Below are 24509 nucleotides of genomic sequence, written 5' to 3' on the forward strand. Positions count from 1 at the left end.
GGTGGACCGCGACGTCCCGCCGGTGCCGCCGCCCGGCTCACGACCCGTGCCCGGGCCCACCGACCGCCCTGCAGCCCGGGAGGCCGCGATGTCCACGCCCGACCAGCCCGCCCCGCCGTCCGGCTGGGGCGACGCCCCCGAGCCGCCCCGGTACGGCCAGCGCGTGCCGGGTGCCGCGCCCGGCGGCCCGCCCCCGGGCGGGCCCGGGGGCCAGTACGGGCAGGGTCAGTACGGCTCCGGGCAGTACGGCTCGGGTCCGCACGGGCAGGGCGGGCCCAGCCCCTACGGCTCGCCGTACGGGCCGCCGGCCGGCAAGCCCGGCATCGTGCCGCTGCGTCCCCTGTCGCTCGGCGAGATCTACGACGGCGCGTTCACCGCGATCCGCCACAACCCGGGGGTGATGCTCGGCGTCGCCACGCTCGTCCTGCTCGTCGCCACCGTGCTGGGCGTGCTGGTCGGACAGCTGCTCGTGCCGCAGCTCGCGGCCACGTTCGGCTCGCTGGTCGCCCAGGAGCCGACGCTCGCCGGCATGGACACGCTCTACGCGCAGCTCGTCGCCACGTCGCTCGGCTCCCTCGTGACCGTGCTGCTCGCGACGCCGGTGGTCGAGGGCGTCCTCACCGTCTCGGTCAGCCAGTCGGTCATCGGGCGCAAGCTCACGGTCGGGGAGGTCTGGACCCGCGTCCGCCCGCGCGTCTGGGTGCTCATCGGGTGGACGCTGCTGCGCACGCTGGGCGCCGCGGTGCTGGTCGCGGCCTGGAGCGTCGTGCTGGTGCTCGCCGTGGCGGGCCTCGCCGAGCAGTCGCCGGGCGCCGCCGTGGTCGTCGTCGTGCTCCTCATCGCGGCCCTGGTGGCCGGGCTGGTGTGGCTCGGCGTCCGCGTGGGGCTCGTCGCCCCCGCGCTCGCGCTGGAGGGCCGCGGGCTCGGCAGCACGGTCGCCCGCGCGTGGCGGCTCACCCGCGGCTCGTTCTGGCGCCTCTTCGGGATCTACCTGCTCGCGACGATCATCGTGAACGTCGCCGCGAGCATCGTCTCGTACCCGATCCAGCTCGCGTCCGGGTTCCTGAGCACGTCCGGGGCCGCGGGCGCCACGTTCGGCACCGTCGCCCTGCTGGTGGCGTCCATGGTGGTGTCGACGGCGATCACCACGATCTTCCTCTCCTCCGTCGTCGCGCTGCTGTACGTCGACGTGCGCATGCGCCGCGAGGGGCTCGACGTGCAGCTCGCGGCCGCGGCGGCGCAGACCGCCGACCCGCACGGCACCGGGCGGTGACAGCCCTGCAGGGGCCGGCCGGGTCCGCGCTCGCGGTCCTCGCGTCGGCCGTGCCCGCAGCCGCGCCCGTGGAGCCCGACCGCGAGACCGCGCACCGCTGGCTGCTGGAGGAGCTGTCCCGGCCGGAGTACGCGCAGTCCCCGTCACTGCTGGAGCGTCTGTGGGGGTGGTTCGCCGGCCTCTTCGACGGCCTGCCCGGCTTCGACGCGGGCCGCCTGCCGCTGGCCGTCCTGCTGGTGGCGGTCGTCGCCGTGGTCGCCCTGGTCGCGTGGCGGGTCGCCGGGCCCGTCCGGGTCTCGCGCCGCTCCCGCCCGTCGGTCGCCGTGCTGGGGGACGACGCGCGCACCGCCGCCGAGCTGCGTGCCGCCGCCGACGCGGCCGCCGCCCGCGACGACTGGGCCGCCGCGGTGCTCGACCGGTTCCGCGCGGTCGTGCGCTCCCTCGAGGAGCGCGTGGTGCTCCAGGAGCGACCGGGACGCACGGCCCAGGAGGCCGCCGCGGCCGCGGGCGCCCGGCTGCCGTCCGTCGAGGCCTCACTGCACGACGCCGCCCGCCTGTTCGACGACGTCTGCTACGGCACGCTGCCCGCCACGCCCGGCGACGACGCCGCGATGCGCGAGCTCGACGCGCGGGTCGCCGCCCTGCGTCCCCTGCGGCCCGCCGCGGCGGCGACGTCCGGCCGGGGGTGGGCCCCATGACCGTCGGCACCTCGGGCCCCACGAGCCCCCCGCGCGCCGCGCCCGCCGAACCCGACGCGCGCCCCGGCGCCGCGCCCGTGATCGGCGACGGCACCACCGGGCGCACCCGGGCGGCCGGGCGCTGGCGGCGCGCACGCTGGGCCGCGCTGGTGCTCGCGCTCCTCGCCCTGGTGGTCGCGGTGCTCGCGGTCTCGCGGCCCGCCACGTCGACCACCCCGTACGCGCCGGACAACCCCGGTCCGGCCGGGGCGCGCGCGCTCGCCGAGGTGCTCGGGCGCCAGGGCGTCGACGTCCGGTACGTCACGCGAGTGGGAGACGCGCTCGCCGCGGCGGGCCCCGGGACCACCCTGCTCGTCACGCCCGCCCCGTTCCTGCTGCCCGAGCAGGCGGACGCCCTCGCCGGCTCCGGGGCCGACCTCGTCGTCGCGGGCGGCGACGACCCGCTGGTCCGCGCGGTCTCCGACGGCGCCGTCGGCCGCGCCCCGGCGTCCCTCCCGCCGGAGCCCTTCGCACCCCGGTGCGACCTGCCCGCGGCCCGTGCGGCGGGCGACCTGCGGCTCTCGACGGGCCTGCAGGTCGTGCCAGGCTCCGGGCACGACGTCACGAGGTGCTGGCCCGCCGGCGACGGCGCGTCCCTCGCGCACCTCGCCCTGCCCCCGGCCTCCGGCGGCGCGGACGGCGACGACGCCGCCGGGGAAGCCCGGGACGTGACCCTGGTCGACGACCCGTCCTTCCTGCGCAACGACACGGTGCTGGACGACGGCGACGCCGCGCTCGCGCTCTGGCTGCTCGGCACCCACGACCGGCTGGTGTGGCTCGTGCAGGACCCGCTCGACGTCACGACCTCGGGCGACGAGGCCTCGGCGCCGACGGGCTCCGTGCTCCCGTCCTGGGCGGGCGTCGTCGGGCTGTGGGCGCTGCTCGTCGCCGTCGTCGCGGCCGTGTGGCGCGTCCGTCGGCTCGGCCCGGTCGTGCCCGAGGAGCTGCCGGTGGTGGTGCGTGCCTCCGAGACCACGCGGGGACGCGGGCGGCTGTACCGGCGATCGCGCTCCGCCGGCCACGCCGCAGCCGGGCTGCGGGCCGCGACAGCGGATCGCCTCGCACGGCGGCTCGGCCTGGCCCGGTCCGCCGACCCGACCGCCCTCACCGACGCCGTCGGGCGCGCCACCGGCCGCACTGCCCGCGAGATCGCCGACCTGCTGTACGGTCCCCCACCCGCCGACGACGACGCGCTCGCCGCGCTCGCCCGTCGGCTCGACACCCTCGAGAGCGAGGTCCACCGATCGTGACGACCCCCGACGACACCCCGGCTGCCCGGCCGGCCGAGCCCTACCGCCCTGCCGTGCCTGCCGTGGCCACCCCCGCGGCCGAGCCCGACAGGGCCACGCCGCCCCCGCCCGGCACCGCGCCGGTCGAGCCCGCGACCGACGCCGCACCTGCACCGCCCGTCGAACCTGTCGAGCCGGTCGAGCCCGCCGAGACCCGGATGTCGACGGGTCCGACCGGCGAGGGCCCGACCCTTCGACCGGCTCGGGACGGCGCCGGCCCGGCCGACGTCACCGCTCCGTCCCGCGAGCTGCGCACGGCTCTGGCGGGCGTGCGCGGCGAGGTGGGCAAGGCCGTCGTCGGGCAGGACTCCGCCGTGACGAGCCTGCTCATCGCGCTGCTGTGCTCGGGCCACGTGCTGCTGGAGGGCGTGCCGGGCGTGGCCAAGACGCTCCTGGTGCGGGCACTGGGCGCGTCGCTCGACCTGGCCACGAAGCGGGTGCAGTTCACGCCCGACCTCATGCCCGGCGACGTCACGGGCTCCCTGGTCTACGACGCCCGCACGGCCGAGTTCTCGTTCCGCGAGGGCCCGGTCTTCACGAACCTGCTGCTCGCCGACGAGATCAACCGCACGCCCCCCAAGACGCAGGCTTCCCTGCTCGAGGCGATGGAGGAGCGGCAGGTCTCGGTCGACGGCGTCCCGCGCCCGCTGCCGAGCCCGTTCGTCGTGATCGCGACGCAGAACCCGGTGGAGCACGAGGGCACCTACCCGCTGCCCGAGGCGCAGCTCGACCGCTTCCTGCTCAAGGTGGTGCTGCCCGTCCCTGACCGCGACCACGAGATCGAGGTGCTCGCGCGCCACGCCGCCGGGTTCGACCCGCGCGACCTCGCCGCGGCGGGCGTGCACGCCGTCGCCGGCGAGGACGTCCTCGCGCGTGCCCGCGCCGAGGTGCGGCGGGTACAGGTCGCACCCGAGGTGCTCGGCTACGCGGTGGACGTGTGCCGCGCGACCCGGCAGTCGCCGTCCCTGTCGCTGGGGGTGTCGCCCCGCGGCGCCACGGCCCTGCTCGCGACGTCGCGCGCCTGGGCCTGGCTGTCCGGGCGGTCCTACGTGACGCCGGACGACGTCAAGGCGCTCGCCCACCCCACGCTGCGCCACCGCGTGCAGCTGCGGCCCGAGGCGGAGCTGGAGGGGGTCACGGCCGAGAGCGTGCTGTCGTCGGTGCTCGCCTCCGTCCCGGTCCCCCGATGACCGCCCTCGACACCGGGTCGTGCGGACGGATCGCACGATGGCGCTGACCTGGCGGGCCGTCGCCCTGGCGGCGCTCGGCATCGTCCCGGTGGCGCTGTTCCCGGCCCCGGGGACAGTCGTGCTGTGGGCCCTGGTCGTGATCGCGGCGTGCGTTCTCGACGTGGCGTGGGCGGCGTCGCCCCGCCAGGTCGCGCTGCAGCGGTCGGTGCCGCGAGCCGTGCGGCTCGGTGTGCCCACGCGGTCCGAGCTCGTCGCGACCAATGCCGCGCGGCGACGGCTGCGCGCCGTCGTGCGCGACGCGTGGCCGCCGTCCCTCGTGATCGACGTCCCCGCCCGCACGGCCGGCGGTCCGGTGCTCGCCCGGTCGGCGAGGCACGCCGTCGACCTGCCGCCCGGGGAGTCGGCGCGGCTGCGCACCCCGCTGCGACCCACCCGCCGGGGCGACCGGCCGGCGGGCCCGGTGACGATCCGGTCCTTCGGGCCGCTCGGCCTGGCCGCCCGGCAGGCGTCGCTGCCCGTCCCGGGGTCGATCCGCGTGCTGCCCGAGTTCGCCAGCCGCCGCCACCTGCCCTCGCGGCTGGCCCGGCTGCGCGAGATGGACGGCCGGGCCGCCGTCCAGGTGCGCGGCGAGGGCACCGAGTTCGACTCCCTGCGCGAGTACGTCGTCGGGGACGACGTCCGCTCGATCGACTGGCGGGCCACCGCCCGGCGCGGCGACGTCGTCGTGCGCACCTGGCGCCCGGAGCGCGACCGCCGCGTCGTCGTCGTGCTCGACACCGGCCGGACGTCCGCGGCGCGGATCGGCGACTCCGACCCGGCCGCCGGTGCCGACCCGGCGCCGGAGGATCCGGCCGGCGCGGGCGGGACCGGCGCGGGCGGGACCGGCGCGGGCGGGACCGGCGCGGGCGGGACCGGCGCGGAGGACGGGTCCACGGTCGGGGGCACCCGGCTCGAGGCGAGCGTGGAGGCGGCGCTGCTGCTGGCGGCCCTCGCGGACCGTGCGGGCGACCGCGTCCAGGTGCTCGCGTACGACCGCGCGCTGCGCGCCCGGGTCGCCGGCGCGTCCGGGCCCCGGCTGCTGCCGGCCCTGGCCGAGGCGCTCGCCATCGTCACCCCGGCGCTGCTGGAGACCGACTGGCCCGGGCTCGTGGGGCAGGTGCGGTCCCGCGTCTCGCAGCGCGCGCTGGTCGTGCTGCTCACGACGCTGGACCCCGCCTCCGTCGAGACCGGGCTGCTGCCCGTCGTCGGGCGGCTCACCGACGCGCACCAGGTGGTGGTCGCCTCCGTCGCGGACGCCGACGTGGCCCGGCTGCGCGCCGACCGCGCGTCGTCGGCCGCCGTCTACGACGCCGCCGCGGCGGCACGCGCCGACCTCGAGCGCTCGGCCGTCTCCGCGGTGCTGCGCCAGCAGGGCGTGGAGGTCGTCGAGGCCCTGCCGGACGACCTGGCGCCGCGGCTCGCCGACACCTACCTCGCCCTCAAGGCCGCCGGACGCCTCTGACCGCCGGGCAACCCCGTCAAGACCTGCGGTCGAGCCTGTCGAGACCCCCACGTCGGTCGAGCCCGTCGAGACCCCCACGTCGGTCGAGCCCGTCGAGACCCCCACGTCGGTCGAGCCCGTCGAGACCCCACCCGTCGATCCCCACGTCGGTCGAGCCTGTCGAGACCCCACCCGTCGATCGGGGCATCGGTCTATCCCGACGCTGGCGCCGCCGCTCGACAGGAAGGCCCGACCTGCTGCGTGAGAGCGACACGAGGTCGCTCAGCCGGCCCTCGATGAGCGCGCGCCGCTTGGCACGCGACCACCCTTGAACCTGCTTCTCGAACGCATAGGCCTCGTCGACACGATCGAACTCGGCGGCGTAGACGAGGCGCACCGGGCGGCGTCGACGCGTGTACGTAGCGCCCTCACCCGACTGGTGCTGGGCGATTCGACGGTCGAGGTCGATAGTGCTGCCGACGTAGAACGAGCCGTCGGCGCACTCGAGGACGTACATGTGGGCCATGGCGGCATCATGGTCGTGCCGCGATTGCCGCGGGTGCTAGATGCGGTCCTCCGGGGACAGTCACCACATGAGGACAGCCTCAACGTCTCGACAGGCTCGACCGACGGGCGGATCTCGACAAGCTCGACCGACGGGCAGGGCTCGACCGACGGGCAGGTCTCGACAAGCTCGACCGACGGGCGGGTCTCGACAGGCTCGACCGACGGGCGGTCTCGACAAGCTCGACCGACGGGCAGGGCTCGACCGGCGCGGGTGGGGGCGTCAGCCCGCGGTCGGGACGACCTCGCCGGCGCGGTCGGCGTCCAGGTCGCCGGTGAACCCCGCGTCGGCAGCCCGGCGCCCGAGCACCAGCACGTACGCCCAGAACCCCGCGAGCGCCAGCGCGCCGATGGCGATCTTGAGCCACCAGGGCAGCGTCGAGCCGGTCACGAAACCCTCGATCAGGCCGGAGACGGCGAGCGCCCCGGCGAGCCCGATCGCCACCGTGATCAGCGCGCGTCCCTCCTGCGCGAGCGCCACCGTGCGACGCCGCGGCCCCGGGTCGACCCACGTCCAGAAGATCTTGAGCCCTGCGGCGCCGGCGACGAAGACCGCGGTGAGCTCGAGCAGCCCGTGCGGCGCGATGAGCTGCAGGAACACGTCCAGCTCGCCGTAGGCGGCCATCATGCCGCCGGTGGCTCCGACGGACACGGCGTTCTGCAGCAGCACCCACGCCGGCCAGACGCCGGTGATCCCGAGGCCGACGCACTGCGCCGCGATCCACGCGTTGTTCGTCCAGACCATGGTCGCGAAGGAGACGCCCGGGTCGTAGTAGGACGCGAACGCGTCCTCGACGTACGCCTCCCGATCCTCGGGCGGGCCCATCGCGTCGAGGGCGGCCGGGTCGGTGGCGACGTGCACGCCCGCGACGACGCCGATCGCCAGGCACACGACGATCACGCCGAGGGACCACCACCGCACGCGGTACAGGGCGGCAGGGACGGTGACGACGACGAACCGGGCGACGTCGGACCACGCCGGGTCGTGCGCGCCGCCGATCCGCACCCGCGCGCGGGTGAGCAGGTCGGACAGGCGGGTGACCAGCACCGGGTCGGGCGCGGCGGACCGGACGGTGGACAGGTGCGTGGCGACCGCCTGGTAGAGGCGCACCAGCTCGTCCGCCTCGGCACCGTCGAGCCGACGCTTCCGGGTGAGCCGGTGCAGCCGGTCCCACTCGTCGCTGTGCACGGCGGTGAAGGCGTCGAGGTCCACGGCCGCTAGCCTTCCACACGGGCCAGGTCGCGACGAGACACGGTGCACCGGCGGGGCACCGCTACGTGCACGGGACGGGAGAGGCGCATGCACGACGGGATCCTCATCGGCGAGGGCGTGCTCCTCGACGCGCGCCCCGCGTCGTTCGTGACGAGGTCGCTGGCGGCGCTGCTCGACCTGGCGGTCGTGGGGATCGCCGTGCTCGGCGTGTTCCTCGTGGGGTACTGGCAGCTCGGCGCCCTGGACGACCAGTGGCTGCGGGTCGCGTTCGTCGTCGTGTCGGTGGTCGTGATGGTCGTGGTGCCGGTGACGGTCGAGACGCTCACTCGCGGCCGCTCCCTGGGCAAGCTCGCCGCCGGCCTGCGGGTGGTGCGCGACGACGGCGGGCCCGTCCGCTTCCGGCACGCGTTCGCGCGCGCCCTGGTCGGGGTGGGCGAGCTGTGGCTGACGTTCGGCAGCGTCGCCCTCGTCACATCGCTGGCGAACTCGCGGGGCAAGCGCCTCGGCGACCTGCTCGCGGGCACGTACGTCATCCGGGTGCGCGGCGGCCGCGGCTGGTCGACGCCGCTGGCGATGCCGCCGGAGCTCGCGGGGTGGGCCGCGAGGGCCGACATCCGCCGCCTGCCCGACGGGCTCGCGCTTGCCGCCCGCCAGTACCTCGACCGGGCGCCCCGCCTCGCGCCCGTGTCCCGCGCCGGCCTCGCGGACGAGCTCGCCGGCCGCGTCGAGCCGTACGTCGCCCCGGGGCCCCCGCCGGGCACGCCCGCCGAGGCGTTCCTGCAGGCCGTCCTGCACGAGCGCCGCGACCGCGAGCTGGCGCGCGGCCGCGCCGAGCACGAGCGCGCGCACGCGCGCGCCGAGACGCTGCACCGGCTGCCGTACGCCGTCCCCGACCCCCGCTCCTGACCCACCCGTGCTGCGAGCATGAAAATGGCCCGCTTCGGTCGTCCAAAGTGGGCCATTTTCATGCTCACAGCACCCGACGGGGGCGGTCCTCGAACCGGCCGAAGAGCCGGACGAGCACCAGCAGCACCAGCAGGTAGGCCGCGAACCAGACGGGCCGCGACGCCCACCAGTCGGCGCCCCAGGCCGCGGGGAGCTGCTGCCCGAGCCCGAGCAGCGCCACCCCGACGACCGTGAACATCGCCGTGAGGTGCCACAGGTAGACGGTCATCGACCGGCCGGCCAGGGAGGCGACCACGCGCCGGCCGCGGCGCGACGACGCCCGGCGCACCACCGCGTCCCGGGCCAGCAGCGCCGCGCACACCAGCGCCACCGCGTGCGCCACCACGGGCGCCGTCGGCGGGCCGAGGTTCGAGATCTCGTCGCCCGGCAGGCCGATCATGCTCGGCGGGTACGGCCCGACGGCGACCAGCGCCGCCGCCGCGGCGAGCCCGGCGACGACCCCGACGGCGAGCAGCAGGTGCCCGGCCCGGCCGTCGGCCGCGGGGACCCTGTGCCCGCGCGTCCGCGCCGCCCGCACGGCCCCGGGCCGCCGGCCCGCCGCGCGCTCGGTGGCGTACGCGACGCCCGCGAGGAACGGCGCCGCCCAGGCGAGGATCACGTTCGCCCAGGCCAGCACAGCCGTCGGCTCGCCAGGCAGGCCGAACCGCAGCCCGTCCACGGCCAGCGGCAGCGCAACCGCGACGCCGAGCGCGCCCCACCGCCAGCGGCGCCAGGCGGCCTGCAGCACGGGGGTCAGCGCCATGAGCGCCACCCACACCGCGAGGAACCACAGGAGCTGCGGGGCCATGCGCGCCATCCGCCACACCGCGTCGTCGGGCACGCCGGCCGCCAGCAGCGCGGCCACCCCGACGCCCCACGCGGCGACGAACGCGCCGACCGGCCGCGCGGTCGCGCGGAACCGGCCGACGAACACCCCGCCCCAGCCGCGGCCGGCCGTGACCGTGGCGAGCCGCTGGTAGGCCGCGGACGCGCCGGCCGCGAAGAAGAGCAGCGCCAGCGGCTGCGCCCAGGTAAGGATCCACGCGCCGCCGTGGCCGAGGGCGTTGCCGACGCGCAGCGTCGTCCCGTCCCGGGCGGCCTCCGCCATGAGCCAGTGCAGCAGCACGACGCCCAGGGTGCCGATCGCCCGTACGGCGTCGACGAACGGGTCGCGGGGCGCGCGGGCCGACGACGGCGCGGAGCCCGCCGATCGCGGGTCGCCCACGGCGTGCCGCCCGGCGGGCGGTGGCGCCGGCTGCCGGCCGGGCGGCGCGGCAGGCTGCGGGACAGGACGGGAGATGGGCGGTGCTGGCGCGACGACGGCCATGACGGGCTCCACGGTCTCGGGGCTGGGACTCGTCCAGCCTCGTGACCTGCGACGTCACCCGACATGGGCCTGGCCTCCCCGCCGGCGCGACTCCTCCCCCGGATCGCCGCGGGGGACAACCCCCGGGATGTTGTGAGCATGATCTTGGCCCACTTCGGACTGCCGAAGTGGGCCAAGATCATGCTCACAACATCGCCGGGGCGCTCGGTCAGCCTGTCGTCAGCGCGTCGATCCCCTGCGCGACGAGGTCACGCAGGTCGGCCTCGCCGTCGGACTCCAGCCAGGCGTCGACGGCGACGGCGAGCATCGCGGCGACGGCCCTCCCCCGCACCCGCGCCGGGTACGGCGCCAGCCCCGTGGCTGCTGCGGACTCCGCCGCGCCCAGCGCATCCCCGAGCGTGGACGTCGCGCGCTCGAAGGTCGCGTGCAACGACGGCGTGGCGCGCAGCAGCCGCATCTTGCGCAGCCACCCGCCGGCCTCCGCGCCCTCGCCGCGCCAGGCTTCGGGCGGGACGGCGGCGAGCGCCTCCCGGACGCCCGCGATCGCGCCGACCGTCGTCGCGCGCCGCACGACGTCGCCGATGAAGGCAGCGTCGAGCTCGTCGTGGACGACGAGCATCTCCTTGGTCCCGAAGTGGCGGTAGACCGTGCGCTCCGCGACCTGCGCCTCGGCGGCGATCTGCGCGATCGACACCGCGTCGTAGCCGCGCCGCTCGAACAGGTCGAGGGCGACCCGCTGCACGGCGCGCATCGTGTCCGCGCGACGCCGCTCCCGCAGGTTCATGCTTCGCTCCCCGTCCCGCACGCCCGCCCGTGCGGACCCACGCCGACCAGCGTACGGTGACTGCCAATTGGCAGTCACTGACAGTAGGGAGCGGGACGATGTCGGAGCGGGTCGTCGACGTCCAGGGTCTCGTCAAGACGTTCGGGTCGTTCCGAGCCCTCGACGGGCTGGACCTTGCCCTCGAACGTGGCGAAGTGCGCGGGTTCCTCGGCCCGAACGGGGCGGGCAAGTCCACCACCATCCGCATCCTGCTCGGGATGGTGCGCGCCTCGAGCGGGCACGTGCGGCTGTTCGGCGCCGACCCGTGGCGCCGAGCGGTCGGGCTGCACCGGCACCTCACGTACGTGCCGGGCGACGTCTCGCTGTGGCCCGGCCTGACGGGCGGGCAGTGCGTCGACGTGCTCGGAGCGTCCGGCGCCCCGCTCGACCGCACGCGCAGGGGCACGTTGATCGAACGCTTCGACCTCGACCCCACCAAGCGCGTGCGCGACTACTCCAAGGGCAACCGGCAGAAGGTCGCGCTCGTGGCGGCCTTCGCCGCCCAGGCCGACCTGCTGGTGCTCGACGAGCCGACGTCCGGTCTCGACCCCCTCATGGAGGAGGTGTTCCGCGAGTGCGTCGCCGAGCGGGCCGCCGACGGCGCCACCGTCCTGCTGTCCAGCCACATCCTGTCGGAGGTCGAGGCGCTGTGCTCGACCGTGACGATCATCCGGCACGGCCGCACGGTGCGCGCCGGCACCGTCGCCGAGCTGCGCGGGCTCGCGCGCACCCGGGTGCACGCCGTGACCCGTTCCGCACCTCCGGACCTCGGCGTGTTCGACCTCCACGACGTCGCGGTGACAGGGCAGGACGTCACCTTCACCGTCGACCCCGGCGACCTGGACCGGGTGCTGAAGCCGCTGGTCGAGGGCGGTCTGGAGTCCCTCACGGTGCGCCCGCCGAGCCTGGACGAGCTGTTCCTCAGCGAGTACGACGGGGCGTCGGCGTGAACGCGAGGAGCCCCCGCAGAGGTACGACGAGGAACGAGGTGTGCCGAAGCGAGGCACCACAGCGTTCATGCAGAGGGGGAACCACGTGACCTCCGGTCTCGACTCCGTGCTGCGCCTCCAGCTGCGCACGGGGCGGGTGGTGCTGCTCGCCTGGGTGCTCGGCGTGGTTGCGACCTACGCCGCGACCGTCGCCGCCATCGACACCACGTACGGCTCCCCCGAGGAGCTCGCGTCGTACGAGGCGACTGTCGGCTCCGACCCCACGATGGCCGCGATCAACGGCACGCCGTACGGCGCCGACACCCTCGGCGGCGTCGTGGCCAACGAGTTCGGGTTCATCGCCGCGGTCGCGATCCCCCTCATGGGCCTGATGCTGGTCGTGCGCGGCACGCGTGCCGCGGAGGAGACCGGGCGCCTGGAGCTGCTGCGCTCGCGCGCGGTGGGCTCGCGGGCGCCGTGGCTCGCTGCACTGCTGATCACGGGCGGCGCGCTGGCGCTCGTCGGGCTCGGGATGGCCGTGTCCCTCGTCGCCTACGGCGTCGAGGCCGCCGACGCCGCGCTGTACGGCGCGTCGGTCGCCGGGCTCGGGCTCGTCTTCGCGGGCGTCGCGACGCTCGCCGGCCAGCTGCTGCGCCGGGCGGCGGGCGTGGTCGGCGTCGGCATCGTGGTGCTCGGCGCGGCATACGTCTTCCGGGCGATCGGTGACGTCAAGGACAACGGGTGGCGCTGGCTCTCGCCGCTCGCCTGGCAGCAGGAGACCCGCCCGTTCGCCGACGACGCGCGCGTCTGGCCGCTGCTGCTGGCGCTCGGGGTCGCCGCGGCGCTGGTCGCCGCCGGCCTGGTCCTGGTCGGACGGCGCGACCTCGGCAGCGCGGCCGTGGCCAGCCGGCCGGGCCCGGCCACCGCCGGCCGGGCGCTCGCCAGCGGGCTCGGCCTAGCCCTGCGCCAGCACGGACCCGTGCTCCTCGCGTGGGCGGCGGGCGCGGCGCTCGTGGGCGCCGTCTTCGGCGCGTTCACGGACGACGTCGCCGACGTGGTGGCCGCGAACCCCGATCTGCAGGCCGCGTTCTCCGCCGGCGCGGCGGGCGACCCGACGCGCTGGTACGTGTCGTTCACCCTGGTCCTGCTCGTGCTGATGGCGCTGGGCGCCGCGGCCCAGGTGGTGGGTCGGGTGCGCGTCGAGGAGACGGGCGGCCGGCTGGAGGCGGTGCTGGCGCGCACGGTGTCGCGCGTGCGCTGGCTGGCCACCCACGCCGCCGTCGCGCTCGCGGGCGGGGCGCTGGTGGCGCTCGCCGGCGGCGCCGGGCTCGCGGCCGTGACCGCGGGGGCGACCGGGGACGCCGCCGGCACCCTCGAGGCGACCGTGGACTACCTGCCGGCGGTCGCCGCGCTGACGGGGCTCGGCGTCGCGCTGTTCGGCCTCGCGCCGCGCGCCACCGGCCTGCGGTGGGCGGCGCTCGGCTACGTCGCCGTCGTCGAGATGCTCGGCGAGACGCTGAAGCTCCCGGACGCTGCGCTGCAGGTCTCGCCGCTGCACGCCATCGGGCGGCTGCCCACCGAGCCGGCGTCGGGCGCCGGGGTGCTGGTGGTCTGCGGCGTCGCCGCGCTGCTGCTGGCGGCCGGCCTCGCCGGCTTCCGTCGTCGCGACGTCCCCCGCTGACGCCGGTGGTTGAGCTTGTCGAAGCCAAGGCGGGTCTCGTCAGGCTCGACCGGCGGAGGCAGTCAGGCGTCGACGTCGAGGTACCGCAGCACCGCGCGCACGCGCCGGTGGTCGGCGGAGTCCTGCGGCAGGTCGAGCTTGGTGAAGATCGACGCCACGTTCTTCTCGACCGCGCCGTACGACAGGAACAGCGTCTCGGCGATCGCGCCGTTGGAGCGGCCCTCGGCCATGAGCTCGAGCACCTCGCGCTCGCGGGGCGTCAGCCGGGCGACGCCGTCGTCCTGGGTGCGGTGGGCGCCCATGAGCTGGCGCACCACCTCCGGATCGAGCACCGTCTCCCCCGCGGCCACCCGGCCCAGCGCGGCGACGAACTCGCCGACGTCCGCCACCCGGTCCTTGAGCAGGTAGCCGACGCCCCGCGGGTCGCCCTCGAGCAGCCGTGCCGCGTATCGCGTCTCGACCCACTGGGAGAACACCAGCACGGGCAGCCCCGCGTGGGCGGCCCGCAGGGCCTCGGCGGCGCGCAGCCCCTCGTCGGTGTGCGAGGGCGGCATCCGGATGTCCGCGACGATGACGTCGGGCAGCGCGCCCGCGGCGGCGAGCGTCGTCACCTCCCGCACCAGCGCGTCGCCGTCGCCCACCGCCGCGACGACGTCGTGACCTCGTCGGGCGAGGAGCGCGACGAGACCGTCGCGCAGGATGGCGGAGTCCTCGGCGACGACGACGCGCAGGGCTGCGGCGGGGTCCTGCGCGGTCATCGGCGTGCACCCCCGGGGGCGGGCAGCGGGATCGTCACGGTGATCACCGTAGGCCCTCCGGCCGGGCTGACCACCCGGAGCGTGCCGTCGACGCCGGAGAGCCGGTCGGTGAGCCCGGCCAGCCCGCTCCCGCGGCCGGAGGCGTCGGGGGCGCGCACGGCGGCGCCGCCCACCCCGTCGTCGTGCACCCGCAGCACGAGGGCCGTGAGGGCGGCGCCCGTGGCCGCGTCGGCGACCGGTTCGACGCCGGCGACGACGTCCACGCCCGTCGCGCGCGCGTGCTTCGTCGCGTTGGCGACCAGCTCCGCGACGGCGAAGTAGGAGATCGCGGTCACGCTGGGCGGCAGGTCGGCACCGTCGAGCCCGACGGCGTGCACCCGCACGGGCAGCGCGGCGCGCGCGGCGAGGGTCTCGAGGGCGACGGCGAGCCCGGCGTCGAGCGCCGGGGGCCGGATGCCGCGGGCGAGCTCCCGCAGCTCGGCGAGCGTGTCCTTGGTGCTCGAGTGCGCCGTCTCCAGCACCGCGGCGAGCTCCGCGGTGTCGACGCCGTCGGCGTCGTCGCGCAGGAGCTCGCGCGCCTCCCCGATCTGCATCGCGACGGCCACGAGGTGCGCCTGGGTGCCGTCGTGCAGGTCGCGCTCGATGCGGCGCAGGCGCTCGTCCGCGTCCTCGACGGTCACGGCGCGGGCCCGCTCGGCGTACGCGACGCGCAGGCTGGCGCGCGTCGGGCTGAGCAGCCCGGTGGCCAGCAGCCGGAACAGCCCGAGGAACAGGCGCTGCACCTGCGGCCACAGGTACAGCAGGACGATGCCCCCGGCGACGAGCAGGAGATGGCGCGCCGGGGTGTCCACGAACCAGTCGGTGCCGAACGACGCGCCCCGGTGCCACGTGCCGTCGCTCGCCTGCTGCAGCGGCAGCCAGCGCGACCAGAACCAGTGGGTCATGAAGCCGGCGGCGACGGCGAGGAACGTCGTGCTCACGACGAAGCCGGCGATGGCCAGGGGGAACGTCACGACCATGTAGAGCAGCGAGCGCCACGCGGTCGAGTCGCCGAGCATGCTGCCCAGCCGCCGCCAGAACCCGCGGCGCGGGGCCCGCGCCGCGGGTTCGGCGATCTCCACGCCCAGCCACCGCACGGCCATCCGCCGGTACATGGAGCCCCACCCTCGGGCGCCGAGCAGGACGCCGCCCGCGACGAAGAGCCCCACGACCGTCACCGCGACGCCCGCCATGAACGACACCGTGAACAGCGCGTAAGCGAGGGCGAACGGGGCGAGCAGGAGCGCGAGCCACAGGAACCCGTACCCCTGCCAGGTGCGCCGGTCGTACGGGGCCAGGAGGAACGGCGCGGCGACGCCGGTGCCCGCGGCGGTCGGCGACGTCGAACCCGCCCCGGGGAGCCTCGGGGCGGCGGAGGGCATGGTCATGCTGGTCATGCTCCCAGCCTGGCGGCCCCGCCGTCGCGGAGGAACGGGGCCAGCCACCGACCCGGGGCGGGGGACGTCCCCCGCGACGGCCGGTCGCGCCCGGCGAGACCGGCGGGGGTCTCGTCGGGCTCGACCGGGGGTTCATATCAGTAGCGGTAGTGCTCCGGCTTGAACGGGCCCTCGACGGGGACGCCGAGGTACTCGGCCTGCTCCTTGCTCAGCTCGGTGAGCCGCACGCCCAGCGCGTCCAGGTGCAGGCGCGCGACCTTCTCGTCGAGCACCTTCGGCAGCCGGTACACCTGGCGGGCGTACTGCCGCTCGTCGGCCGGGCGGGCCATGTCCGCGAACAGCTCGAGCTGGCCGATCACCTGGTTGGCGAACGAGTTCGACATGACGAACGACGGGTGGCCGGTCGCGTTGCCCAGGTTGAGCAGCCGCCCCTCGGACAGCACGATGATCGACCGCTCGGCGCGCTCGACGCCGTCGGGCCCGACGCCGCCCGGCAGCGTCCACTCGTGCACCTGCGGCTTGATCTCGGTCTTGACCACGCCCGGCACGGCGGCGAGGCCGGCCATGTCGATCTCGTTGTCGAAGTGGCCGATGTTGCCCACGACGGCCTTGTCCTTGAGCGCGAGCATGTGCGAGGTGCGCACCACGTCCTTGTTGCCCGTCGTGGTGATGACGAAGTCGGCCTCGCCGATCACGTCCTCGAGCCGCGCGACCTGAAAGCCGTCCATCGCGGCCTGCAGCGCGCAGATCGGGTCCACCTCGGACACGATGACGCGCGCGCCTTGACCGCGGAACGCCTCGGCCGCGCCCTTGCCGACGTCGCCGTAGCCGGCGACGAACGCGACCTTGCCGCCGATGAGGATGTCGGTGGCGCGGTTGATGCCGTCGGGCAGCGAGTGCCGGATGCCGTACTTGTTGTCGAACTTCGACTTGGTCACCGAGTCGTTGACGTTGATCGCCGGGAAGATCAGCTCCCCCGCCTCGGCGAGGTGGTAGAGACGGTGCACGCCCGTCGTGGTCTCCTCGGTGACGCCGCCGATCGCCTGCGCGACGGTGGTCCAGCGCAGCGGGTCTGACTCCAGCGCCCGGCGCAGCACCCCGCGCACGACGTTCATCTCGTGCGTGTGGTCCGGCTCGCCGGGCAGCGTGTCCGGCGGGACGACGCCGGCGCGCTCGTACTGCAGCCCCAGGTGCACCAGCATCGTGGCGTCGCCGCCGTCGTCGAGGATGAGGTTCGGGCCGCCCTGCCCGTTCTCGCCCTGCCCGTCCGCACCGGCCGGCCAGACGAGGATCTGCTCCGTGCAGTCCCAGTACTCCTCGAGGCTCTCGCCCTTCCAGGCGAAGACGGGCACGCCCTGGGGGTCGTCGGGCGTGCCGTGCGGCCCGACGGCGATCGCGGCCGCGGCCTCGTCCTGCGTGGAGAAGATGTTGCAGCTCGCCCAGCGCACCTGCGCGCCGAGCGCGACGAGCGTCTCGATGAGGACGGCGGTCTGCACCGTCATGTGCAGGGAGCCTGCGATGCGGGCGCCGGCCAGCGGCTGGGCGTCGCCGTACTCGGCGCGGAGCGCCATGAGGCCGGGCATCTCGTGCTCGGCCAGGCGGATCTGGTGGCGGCCTGCCTCGGCGAGCGCGAGCGAGCGGACCTTGTAGCGGCCCGGCGCCTCGTCGAAGCCGGGCGTGGACGTGGGTGCCTCAGCGGTGGTGGACACGGTGACCCTCCCAGGGGGTTGTCGGCGTCATGTCTGCGCGCTGGGGGCTCCCGTCTGCGCGGTGGGCGCGCCGCCGCGCGGCGCGGGCCCGCACCCAGGGTAGTCGGCACCCGTGACGGCGGCGAGGACGACGCGAGGCCGGCACCCGAACGGGTGCCGGCCTCGTCGGGGACGCCTCGGGCTCAGCCCGCCCTGGACGCGCGGTAGCCGGCGTCGCGGGCGGCCGACTCGGTGGTGAAGCACTCCTCGGGCGTGGTCTGGTCGTAGAAGTTGCCGCCCGGCACGTGGTAGATGCCCGACTGGTTGCCCTTGATGGGCGCCCAGCTCGGGCAGTCGTACGTGCTGACCGGCGTGGTGCGCGACGGCCGCTTGCCCTGGCGGACGACGAGCTTCTGCGCCTTCGTCTTCACCTTGACCGCGGACCAGACCTTGGCACCGGTGGACGCCTTGACGGTGTACGTGCGGTAGCGGACCTTCGTCGCCACCTTGTACGTGCCCGCCTTCAGCCTCACCTGCCTGACGTTCGACGCGATCTTCTTGCCGTCGTGCCGGACGGAGATGGTCTTCGACTTCACGGCCACCTGGCCGGACCTGGTGACCCGCGGCTTGACGGTCACCTTCTTCTTGTACGGCGCCGTCTTCGTGCCGATGTTCTTGATCGTCACCGACCCCGCCGGCTTGGTCGCCGTGGCCACGGCCGTCGACACGGCGGTGGGGGCCGGGGCGGCGGTCGCGGCGGGCGCCAGGAGCGGCGCCGCCAGCAGGGTCACGGCGGCGGCGATCGCGGCGAGGCGACCGGCGCGCCTCGAGGGCAGGGTGGACTTCACGGGCTTCTCCACGGAAGAGGGCCGACCACGTCGGCAGAACGTGCGGGAGCGCGACGGCGGGACCTAGCCCGCCCCCGCCGCGGTGGCCTGTCGGCCGCCGGGCGACGTCGCACCCTCAGTATGCGAGAGGCAACCGTGCGTTCTGCCTGTTCTGCGCCGATCTTCACCCGCTCCCGGGCTGTGATGTTCGCCCGCCGGACCACGGGCGGGCGCAGCAGCTCGTCGCGGCGACCGATCCGCGACGAGCTGCGACGTTCATCTGCGACGGATCGTCAGTTGAGCGTGGGGCCGAGGCCTCGCGGCGTCGGCCCAACGCCGTCACGAACCAATCCGCCGCCAGACGCAGCCGTAGGCCTCGAACCCCTTGTCCGTGCTCCGGATACGCACGGTCTTGGCGCCGCGTGGCTCACCGCTCGCGATGACCGATCCCCCGCCCTTCGTTCCGGCGAAGGAGCTCAGCCGCGCCCAGAAGCACGCCTGGTTGCTGAATGACGGGCCGGACGTCGTGTAGACCCCGGGCTTGAGCTGGGTACTCACGGCGTAGACGCCGTCGGGCGCGGTCTTCGTGCGAACCCCGCCGATCGGGTAGAACTTGCGCCACGACCCGCAGCCGACGGTACGGAAGTACTCGTCCGAGGACTTGATGGTGACGATGCGCTGGCCGTACCCGATGTCGGAGCCGCGCCGGCCACGAACCCCCGTGCCGCTGTTCGACCGGCGCTCCCACTGGCACCAGTACTTGCCGTCTACGTACGCGACGTAGGTCCCGGGCTTGATGTCCCGGCCCACCCGGTACAGGCCCGCGCCGCTGATCACCGGCGCCGGGAGCATGACCTTCGCCGTCGCGGCGCTCGTGCGGGTGGTCGTCACGTATCCCTTGCGGCGTGCCGTCACCGTGACCGTGATGCGCTTGCCCTTGTCGGCGGCGCGCAGCGTGTGCTTGCGACCGGTCGCGCCGGGGACTGGCTTGCCGTTCGCCTTCCACTGGAAGCGGAACGACGGGTCGGGGCGCCAGTCGCCGACGCGGGCGCTGACGGTCGAGCCGACGCGGACCGTACCGGTGATCTTGGGTCGCGGCGCCCGGACGAACGCCCGCGACACGACCGCGGAGGCACTCGTCGCCTGCCGGGCCGCGTAGCCGGACCTCGTGCCCGTGACGGTCACGGCGACCCGCTTGCCGACCTGCGACGCCTTGGGCGTGTAGGTCGACGCCGTCGCCCCGGCGATCGCCCTGCCGTTCAGCGTCCAGCGGTAGGTCACACGGGTCGGGTCCGGCGACCAGGCGGTCGCTCGCGCGTTCGCCCGTAGCGTCGACCCGACCTTCACCCGGCCCTCGGTGACGCCGGAGATCCTCGGTCGGGCGGGGCTCAGCACGCCGGCCGCGACGACGCGGCCGGTGCTCGTCCTCGTCACCTCTTCGTACCCGGGTCGGGCGGCCGTGACGCGCACCGTGAGCACCTTGTCGCGGTGCGCAGGCTCGGGGACGAACGAGCGCTGCCAGGTCTGGAGGAAGGTGCGCCCCCCGAGCTGCCACTCGTAGTAGTAGGTGGTGCCCGAGGGCCAGCCGGCGAGCGAGGCCGTCACCTTGGAACCGACCCGCACGATCCCCGAGAGCGCAACGGAACCACCGGTCGTGCTCCCCACGTCGATGATCACGAAGTCGCTCTCGACGGTCGCAGCGGCGTACCCGTCCAGGGTCCCGGTCACCGCGACGGTCAGGGGCATCCCTTGGTCGTCGGCGGTGGGCTCGTACGTCCGCCCGGTGCCGACCTCGGAACCGGCGACCCGCCAGGAGTAGGCGAACGTCGTCCCGGGCGTCCACCCGGCGAGGTCCACGCTCGCCGGCGAACCGACGCGCACGGGCGCGACGATGACCGGCGGTGGCGTCGTCAGCGTGCCCTCGGCGATCGTCCCGGCATCGACGGTGACCGACGCCGACGACGCGGCATCGCCCTCGCCGGCAGTGCCGGTGACCACGACCGACACGGTCGCGCCCTGCAGGCCGGGTGCCAGCGCGAGCGTGGTGCCGACCTGCCCCTCGAGGGCCGCACCGTCGGCGTACCACTGGTAGGAGAGCCCGAGACTGTCGGCCGGCGCCGGTGTCCACGCGTCAGCCGCGGGGTCGACGGTGAGCTCACCGCCCACCGCCCGCTCGCCCGAGATCGTCAGGGCCGAGGAAGGCGGGCCGACGACGCCGGCCGCGGCGACCACCTCGGCTCCGACCGCCGGAGGGTCGGCCGCGATCGCGGGCAGGACACCCAGGAGCGGCGTGACGGCCAGGGCGACCGTCGTGGTCCACGTGAGGAACGCGTGAGGTCGACGCCGTCGTACGACGCCGGGGTGGGAGGAGGACAACGGGCATCCCTTCGGTCCGGGCGCCGGGCGACGTCGCCGGCGCTGCCCGAACATATCGGTACACAAACCCCGCACAGAGGTTGTTCAGGGAAAGTTCATGGCGGGCCGCAGGTTTCACCCGCTCCCGAGGGGCTCCAGGGAGGCGCCGAGAGGCGATCACACGTGCGCATGGGCCGGTCGAGAACCGACACAGACGATGGGTTGACCCGATTCTGGCCGACAGCGACGCCCGGACAGTCGCCGGCCGTCTGACGAACGCCCAGATCGTGAGGCGCGTCACGCTCAAGATCACGGTCGAATAACGATCGCTCGTGTCAAATCGGACCCGTTTCCGCCACGAAATCCCCGGGATGCTGCGGGAGAACGGGGCACGACCACCCGCGGCGACCGGTTCGCCACGGCAACGCTCGCCGTTGCAGGGTGATTGTTGCCCTTGTGCCCACCCGATCCCGGAAGCACGGCAACCCGTGACCGGCGCTCGACGCCGACCGGAGAAACCGTGGGTGCATCCGAACGTGATGGAAGGTGGCGAGTCCTGCCCGCATGACGGCAGACAGCAGTACCACCACGACACCCGCCGAGCCCTCCGGGGTCGCCCCCGCGGTCTCGGTGCGCGGTGTCTACAAGGTCTTCGGCCCCAAGCCCGGCGAGGCGGTCCGACGCCTCCAGGCGGGCGCCACCCGCGACGAGGTCAAGAGCCTCGGCACCGCCGCGGTGATCGACGCGAGCTTCGACGTCGCGCCCGGCGAGATCTTCGTCGTCATGGGCCTGTCCGGGTCCGGCAAGTCCACCCTCATCCGCATGCTCAACGGCCTGTGGGCCCCGTCGGCGGGCGACGTCCTCCTCGGGGACGCCAACCTCGCCAAGGTCGACGGCAAGCAGCTGCGCGCCCTGCGCCGCAGCCGCGTGAGCATGGTGTTCCAGCACTTCGCGCTGCTGCCGCACCGCACGGTGCTCGACAACGCCGCCTACCCGCTGGAGATCCAGGGCATCGGCAGGAGCGAGCGCCAGGAGAAGGCGCGCGAGGCGCTCGAGCTGGTCGGCCTCGGCGGCTGGGCGGACTCGCTGCCGTCGCAGCTGTCCGGCGGCATGCGTCAACGCGTCGGCCTCGCCCGCGCGCTGGCCGCCGACACCGACGTGCTGCTGATGGACGAGGCGTTCAGCGCCCTCGACCCGCTGATCCGCTCCGAGATGCAGGAGCAGCTCCTGGAGCTGCAGGAGAAGCTCGGCAAGACGATCGTCTTCATCACCCACGACCTCAACGAGGCCATGCACCTTGGGGACCGGATCGCGGTCATGCGCGACGGGCGGATCGTGCAGATCGGTACCGCCGAGCAGATCCTGTCCGACCCGGCGAACGACTACGTCGAGAAGTTCGTCGCGGACGTCGACCGCTCCCGCGTGCTCACCGCGTCCTCCGTCATGCAGCGGCCGCGCGTCACCGTGACGATCAGCGGCGGCCCCCGCCTCGCCGCCCGCGAGATGCGCGAGGCCGAGGTGTCGGGCGCCTACGTCGTGGACCGCAAGCGCACCCTCAAGGGCCTGGTCCGCGCCGACGACGCCGTGCGTGCCGCCAAGGAGGGCGTCGAGAAGCTCGAGGGCGTCGTCGACCCCGACGTCACCGCGGTGCACCGCGACACCCCGCTGGCCGAGCTGTTCGCGCCCGCGGCCGAGTCCGCCGTGCCGCTCGCGGTGGTCGACGACGAGGGTCGCCTCGTCGGCGTGGTTCCCCGCGTGACCCTGCTGGAGGCGATGGTCCCCGCCGACAACGGCGACGCCGCCGCCGACGCCGGCACGGGGATCCCCGCGCCGGCCGACGACGAACCCGCCGGGACGACCGAAGGAGCCTCGGCATGATCGCCGCCGCCACGGACACCGGGACCCTCGTCCCCCGCATCAACGTCGGCGACTGGGTCGACACCTTCATCGACTGGATGACCGACACGTTCGACCCGTTCTTCGACGCGGTCAAGACGTTCTTCGAGTCGATCTACGACGGCCTCGCATGGGCGCTGAGCACGCCCCCGTTCTTCGTCGTCGCCCTCGTGCTGGCCGCCCTCGCCTTCTGGGTGCGCGGGTGGAAGCTCGGCGTCGGCACGCTGCTCGGCTTCGTGCTCATCGCCGGCATGGACCAGTGGGACAACGCCATGGAGTCCCTGGCGCTGGTGATCGTGGCGTCGGTGGTCGCGCTCCTGCTCGGCATCCCGCTGGGGATCTGGGCGGCGCGGAACGAGCACGTCTCCCGCGTGGTGCGGCCGATCCTCGACTTCATGCAGACGATGCCGGCCTTCGTGTACCTCATCCCGACGGTCGTCATCTTCCTCACCGGGCCCGTGCCGGGCATCATCGCGACCGTCGTCTTCGCGATCGCGCCGGGCGTCCGGTTCACCGAGCTCGGCATCCGTCAGGTCGACGGGGAGGTGGTCGAGGCCGGCCGCGCGTTCGGCTCCACCGACCGGCGCATCCTGCGCCAGATCCAGATCCCGCTGGCGATGCCCACGATCATGGCGGGCATCAACCAGGTGATCATGCTGGCGCTGTCCATGGTCGTCATCTCCGGCATGGTCGGGGCCGGCGGCCTGGGGGACGACGTCGTCGCCGCCCTGCAGCGCGTGGACGTCGCCCTCGGCTTCGAGGCCGGCCTCGCCGTGGTCATCCTCGCCATCTTCCTCGACCGCGTGACCTCCGCCCTGGCCGACCGCGCCCCCGTCGCGAAGGCGCTCAAGGCGACCCGCTGAGCCGTCTCACCAGTCCCGCGGCCGGACGGCTCGCCCGGCCGCGGGGGAAACCTCAGGAAGGACATCATGACTTTCGGACGTAGCACCAAGCGTCTCGCCGCCGTCGGCGGCACCCTCGCCCTCACCGCATCCCTCGCCGCCTGTGCCTCGGAGGAACCGGCCACGAACGGCGACGGCGGGGACGAGAAGGAGATCTCCATCGGCATCCCGTCCGGCTGGGACGAGGGCATCGCGGTCTCGAACCTGTGGATGTCGATCCTGGAGGAGAAGGGGTACGAGGTCGAGTCGCAGACCGCGGACGTCGGCGTCATCTACACCGGCCTGGCCGGCGGCGACTTCGACGTCACCTTCGACGTCTGGCTGCCCTACACGCACGCCGAGTACAAGAAGGAGTACGGGGAGCAGGTCTCCGACCTCGGCGTCTGGTACGACAACGCGAAGCTCACCATCGCGGTGAACGAGGACTCCCCCGCGCAGACCATCGGCGACCTCGCCGAGATGGCCGACGAGTACGGCAACAAGCTCGTGGGCATCGAGGCCGGGGCCGGCCTGACCCAGATCACCCAGGACGAGGTCATCCCGACCTACGGCCTGGAGGACATGGACTACTCGATCTCCTCCACCCCGGCGATGCTCGCCGAGCTCAAGGGTGCGACCGACGCCGGCGAGAACGTCGCCGTCACGCTGTGGCGCCCGCACTGGGCCTACGACGAGTTCCCGGTCCGCGACCTCGAGGACCCGGAGGGCGCGCTCGGCGAGGCCGAGGAAATCCACATGTGGGGCGCCGCGGACTTCGCCGACCGCTACCCGGAGCTCGCGGGCTGGCTGAAGAACTTCACGCTCACCGACGAGCAGCTGTTCTCGCTGGAGAACCTCATGTTCAACGACGAGGAGTACGCGGACGACCCGGAGGCCGCCGTCGACGCGTGGCTCGAGGAGAACCCCGACTTCGTCGACCAGGTGACCGGCGGCGCCGCGGCGAGCGACACGGCCGAGTGACGGCCGCTGGTTGAGCCTGTCGAAACCCGCTGGTTGAGCCTGTCGAAGCCCGCTGGTTGAGCCTGTCGAAGCCCGCTGGTTGAGCCTGTCGAAACCCGCTGGTTGAGCCTGTCGAAACCCGCTGGTTGAGCCTGTCGAAACCCGCTGGTTGAGCCTGTCGAAACCCAGATCTTGGTTTCGACAAGCTCAACCAGCGGGCTTCCGCGTTCCACCGGCGGGTCGTCGTCGCCGGTACG

At 74.6% G+C, this 24509-nt stretch carries 20 protein-coding genes; 11 read left to right on the forward strand and 9 right to left on the reverse strand.

The genetic code is table 11. The features are described from left to right. The first annotated feature begins 88 nt into the window (after nucleotides 1–88). From ABD254_RS01410 to ABD254_RS01430, 5 genes are all read left to right on the forward strand, one after another. Nucleotides 89–1273 carry a DUF7847 domain-containing protein gene (locus ABD254_RS01410; protein WP_344244899.1) on the forward strand — a complete coding sequence of 395 codons (1185 nt, stop codon included), beginning with the start codon at nucleotides 89–91 and terminating at the stop codon, nucleotides 1271–1273. Beyond that, nucleotides 1270–1971, forward strand: a complete 702-nt coding sequence (locus tag ABD254_RS01415; RefSeq protein ID WP_344244901.1) for a DUF4129 domain-containing protein — start codon at nucleotides 1270–1272, stop codon at nucleotides 1969–1971. The genes ABD254_RS01410 and ABD254_RS01415 overlap by 4 nt, the downstream gene beginning before the upstream one ends. Next, nucleotides 1968–3260, forward strand: a complete 1293-nt coding sequence (locus ABD254_RS01420; RefSeq protein ID WP_344244903.1) for a DUF4350 domain-containing protein — start codon at nucleotides 1968–1970, stop codon at nucleotides 3258–3260. The genes ABD254_RS01415 and ABD254_RS01420 overlap by 4 nt, the downstream gene beginning before the upstream one ends. 197 nt (nucleotides 3261–3457) lie before the next feature. Then, the gene (locus tag ABD254_RS01425; RefSeq protein WP_425553620.1) at nucleotides 3458–4489 is read left to right on the forward strand and encodes an AAA family ATPase; all 1032 of its coding nucleotides are present in this window, start codon (nucleotides 3458–3460) and stop codon (nucleotides 4487–4489) included. A gap of 37 nt (nucleotides 4490–4526) precedes the next feature. Continuing rightward, nucleotides 4527–5990 (forward strand): DUF58 domain-containing protein, encoded by a 1464-nt coding sequence (locus ABD254_RS01430; protein WP_344244907.1) that lies wholly within the window; start codon nucleotides 4527–4529, stop codon nucleotides 5988–5990. A 16-nt stretch (nucleotides 5991–6006) separates the two neighbouring features. Here ABD254_RS01430 and ABD254_RS01435 read toward each other — a convergent pair whose 3' ends face one another. Then, nucleotides 6007–6486 carry a GIY-YIG nuclease family protein gene (locus tag ABD254_RS01435; protein WP_344244909.1) on the reverse strand — a complete coding sequence of 160 codons (480 nt, stop codon included), beginning with the start codon at nucleotides 6484–6486 and terminating at the stop codon, nucleotides 6007–6009. 270 nt (nucleotides 6487–6756) lie between these two features. Then, nucleotides 6757–7746 (reverse strand): stage II sporulation protein M, encoded by a 990-nt coding sequence (locus ABD254_RS01440; protein WP_344244911.1) that lies wholly within the window; start codon nucleotides 7744–7746, stop codon nucleotides 6757–6759. An 87-nt stretch (nucleotides 7747–7833) separates the two neighbouring features. Between ABD254_RS01440 and ABD254_RS01445 the strand changes: the two genes are divergently transcribed. Further along, a complete protein-coding gene (locus ABD254_RS01445; protein WP_344244913.1) occupies nucleotides 7834–8652 on the forward strand; it encodes an RDD family protein in 819 nt (272 codons plus the stop codon). Between the two features lie 64 nt (nucleotides 8653–8716). On the opposite strand, the gene ABD254_RS01450 is transcribed toward ABD254_RS01445, so the two are convergent. Beyond that, nucleotides 8717–10018, reverse strand: coding sequence for an acyltransferase family protein (locus ABD254_RS01450; protein WP_344244915.1), 1302 nt, complete (start codon nucleotides 10016–10018; stop codon nucleotides 8717–8719). A 208-nt stretch (nucleotides 10019–10226) separates the two neighbouring features. Continuing rightward, entirely contained in the window at nucleotides 10227–10802 is a 576-nt protein-coding gene (locus ABD254_RS01455; RefSeq protein WP_344244917.1) for a TetR/AcrR family transcriptional regulator, read from the reverse strand. A gap of 98 nt (nucleotides 10803–10900) precedes the next feature. Here ABD254_RS01455 and ABD254_RS01460 point away from each other — a divergent pair, with 98 nt between their 5' ends. Both ABD254_RS01460 and ABD254_RS01465 read left to right on the forward strand, forming a co-directional pair. Beyond that, entirely contained in the window at nucleotides 10901–11791 is an 891-nt protein-coding gene (locus tag ABD254_RS01460) for an ABC transporter ATP-binding protein (RefSeq protein WP_344244919.1), read from the forward strand. An 85-nt stretch (nucleotides 11792–11876) separates the two neighbouring features. After that, complete coding sequence (locus ABD254_RS01465; protein ID WP_344244921.1) at nucleotides 11877–13451, forward strand: ABC transporter permease; 1575 nt, start codon at nucleotides 11877–11879, stop codon at nucleotides 13449–13451. 62 nt (nucleotides 13452–13513) lie between these two features. On the opposite strand, the gene ABD254_RS01470 is transcribed toward ABD254_RS01465, so the two are convergent. The 5 genes from ABD254_RS01470 to ABD254_RS01490 form a co-directional block, all read right to left on the reverse strand. Then, nucleotides 13514–14209: a response regulator transcription factor gene (locus ABD254_RS01470; protein ID WP_425553605.1), complete on the reverse strand. Its 696-nt coding sequence runs from the start codon at nucleotides 14207–14209 to the stop codon at nucleotides 13514–13516. Then, nucleotides 14206–15645 carry a sensor histidine kinase gene (locus ABD254_RS01475; RefSeq protein ID WP_344244923.1) on the reverse strand — a complete coding sequence of 480 codons (1440 nt, stop codon included), beginning with the start codon at nucleotides 15643–15645 and terminating at the stop codon, nucleotides 14206–14208. Before ABD254_RS01475 ends, ABD254_RS01470 begins: the two co-directional genes overlap by 4 nt. Nucleotides 15646–15782: 137 nt before the next feature. After that, nucleotides 15783–17354: an adenosylhomocysteinase gene (gene ahcY / locus ABD254_RS01480; protein WP_344244925.1), complete on the reverse strand. Its 1572-nt coding sequence runs from the start codon at nucleotides 17352–17354 to the stop codon at nucleotides 15783–15785. Nucleotides 17355–17536: 182 nt separating this feature from the next. After that, on the reverse strand, nucleotides 17537–18181 hold the full coding sequence (locus ABD254_RS01485) for a sunset domain-containing protein (protein ID WP_344244927.1): 645 nt from the start codon (nucleotides 18179–18181) through the stop codon (nucleotides 17537–17539). A 318-nt stretch (nucleotides 18182–18499) separates the two neighbouring features. Next, on the reverse strand, nucleotides 18500–20536 hold the full coding sequence (locus tag ABD254_RS01490; RefSeq protein WP_344244929.1) for an Rv1352/Rv1906c domain-containing protein: 2037 nt from the start codon (nucleotides 20534–20536) through the stop codon (nucleotides 18500–18502). A gap of 543 nt (nucleotides 20537–21079) precedes the next feature. On the opposite strand from ABD254_RS01490, the gene ABD254_RS01495 reads away from it, so the two are divergent. The 3 genes from ABD254_RS01495 to ABD254_RS01505 all read left to right on the forward strand — a co-directional run bounded on the left by ABD254_RS01495 (nucleotide 21080) and on the right by ABD254_RS01505 (nucleotide 24273). After that, complete coding sequence (locus tag ABD254_RS01495) at nucleotides 21080–22393, forward strand: quaternary amine ABC transporter ATP-binding protein (RefSeq protein WP_344245242.1); 1314 nt, start codon at nucleotides 21080–21082, stop codon at nucleotides 22391–22393. Then, nucleotides 22390–23274, forward strand: coding sequence for an ABC transporter permease (locus ABD254_RS01500; protein WP_344244932.1), 885 nt, complete (start codon nucleotides 22390–22392; stop codon nucleotides 23272–23274). Before ABD254_RS01495 ends, ABD254_RS01500 begins: the two co-directional genes overlap by 4 nt. Before the next feature lie 66 nt (nucleotides 23275–23340). After that, nucleotides 23341–24273: a glycine betaine ABC transporter substrate-binding protein gene (locus ABD254_RS01505; RefSeq protein WP_344244934.1), complete on the forward strand. Its 933-nt coding sequence runs from the start codon at nucleotides 23341–23343 to the stop codon at nucleotides 24271–24273. Nucleotides 24274–24509: the final 236 nt, after the last annotated feature.

The organism is Isoptericola hypogeus (assembly GCF_039531145.1).
Lineage (GTDB): Bacteria > Actinomycetota > Actinomycetes > Actinomycetales > Cellulomonadaceae > Isoptericola > Isoptericola hypogeus.